1 protein-coding gene and 1 pseudogene are annotated in these 1,146 nt (G+C 56.5%); both read right to left on the bottom strand.

All coding sequences use genetic code 11. From position 1 onward, the window contains the following. Positions 1-245 precede the first annotated feature (245 nt). Positions 246-806 (bottom strand): hypothetical protein, encoded by a 561-nt coding sequence (locus tag DW49_RS1000000132795; RefSeq protein WP_024421155.1) that lies wholly within the window; start codon positions 804-806, stop codon positions 246-248. Beyond that, positions 796-1,146, bottom strand: a pseudogene (locus DW49_RS0107080) (IS481 family transposase); the annotation flags it as partial. The gene DW49_RS1000000132795 and the pseudogene DW49_RS0107080, both read right to left, overlap by 11 nt.

Below are 1,146 nucleotides of genomic sequence, written 5' to 3'. Positions count from 1 at the left end.
GTTAGTTGGTGGCTGATTTTTTCGAAAACAGTACACTAGGTTGTCGTTAGGTGTAGCGGCTTGCAATCGAAAACAGCCGTGCTCGCAATCAGCTAATCAGCGCAATTTTCACGCTTAGATTAACTGCGACCGACAGAGCCGTCGGGCTCAGATTAATTGCGAGCGAGCTTGCATTCAGCCGCATCGGCTTGCATTCCATCGTCTCCGACTCACATTAAGTGCAACTGACCGGTCTTCGGCCTGAATCAAATCGGCAGCCCTGCGGCCAGCATCCTGTCGCGCAGTTCTGTGGTGCGAGCCGGATCGAGTGCGTTACTGAACAGCGCTTTGATCTCGGTGGGTCTGGCGTCGAACTGCTCGACCAGATCCTTGATGCGGTAGCCATGGCGCGTCAGGGTTGGTTCCAGATCATCCAGTTGCCGCGACAGCACGGATTCCACCAACTCCGCTGAGACAGGTTTTTCTCCGGTCAGGTAACCGGCCTCCAAGGCCAGGCTGATGTGCAGTTGAATTTGCAGCGGTGTGCGCAACTTGGTGGCGAGCAGGTCGATGGCGTCTTCGGTCAGAATCGATTCAGCGTCAACCCTGCCCTCCGTGCAGGTCTTCTCTGCCTCCATCACCTGCTGAAGCCGTCGCAGCATCACGGTTTTGCCACTGCCGATGACGCCACAGAGTGCAATCAAGCGGCCTTCGAAGATCGCGCCCTTGATGTCTTTGATCAGTTGCTGATGATGGGCAGTCTCAAAATAACCGGCTTGGTTTAGCGGCAGAGTCAGTCCGTAGTGCTGCATCACTTCAACCCGCATAGTCCTCTCCTGTTTTCTTGTGACGGAAGTAGCCCCTGACGCGATCTAGGACAACCCGTCGAATCAAGGTCTCGCTCACCACCTGCTGGATAAACGCTTGATCCTCTTCCGAAAGCTTGGCCAATGGCAGCGCCAGTTCGTTGGAGACGGCCAGCTTGGCGGCGATAACATTGGGAAAGTGGTACTCATGCGCTTCAGCATCGAAAGGCAGACGTGGCAACTCCACGGGAACGGCGGACGGTGTCAGCCTCACGTCGTTCCCGGCCAGCGCGGCGATGGGCAGGCCTAACTGATCGGCCAGTGAACGGATGCGTTCGGATCGTTCATCGGCCTTGCCACG

Origin of the sequence: Pseudomonas avellanae BPIC 631, assembly GCF_000444135.1 — a bacterium.
Lineage (GTDB): Bacteria > Pseudomonadota > Gammaproteobacteria > Pseudomonadales > Pseudomonadaceae > Aquipseudomonas > Aquipseudomonas avellanae.
This window is presented reverse-complemented; position numbering and strand designations above follow the sequence as displayed.

What these genes read in the sequence shown, in the direction of transcription:
- DW49_RS1000000132795 (WP_024421155.1), bottom strand. Translation starts at nt 806, where the DNA reads ATGCGGGTTGAAGTGATGCAGCACTACGGACTGACTCTGCCGCTAAAC.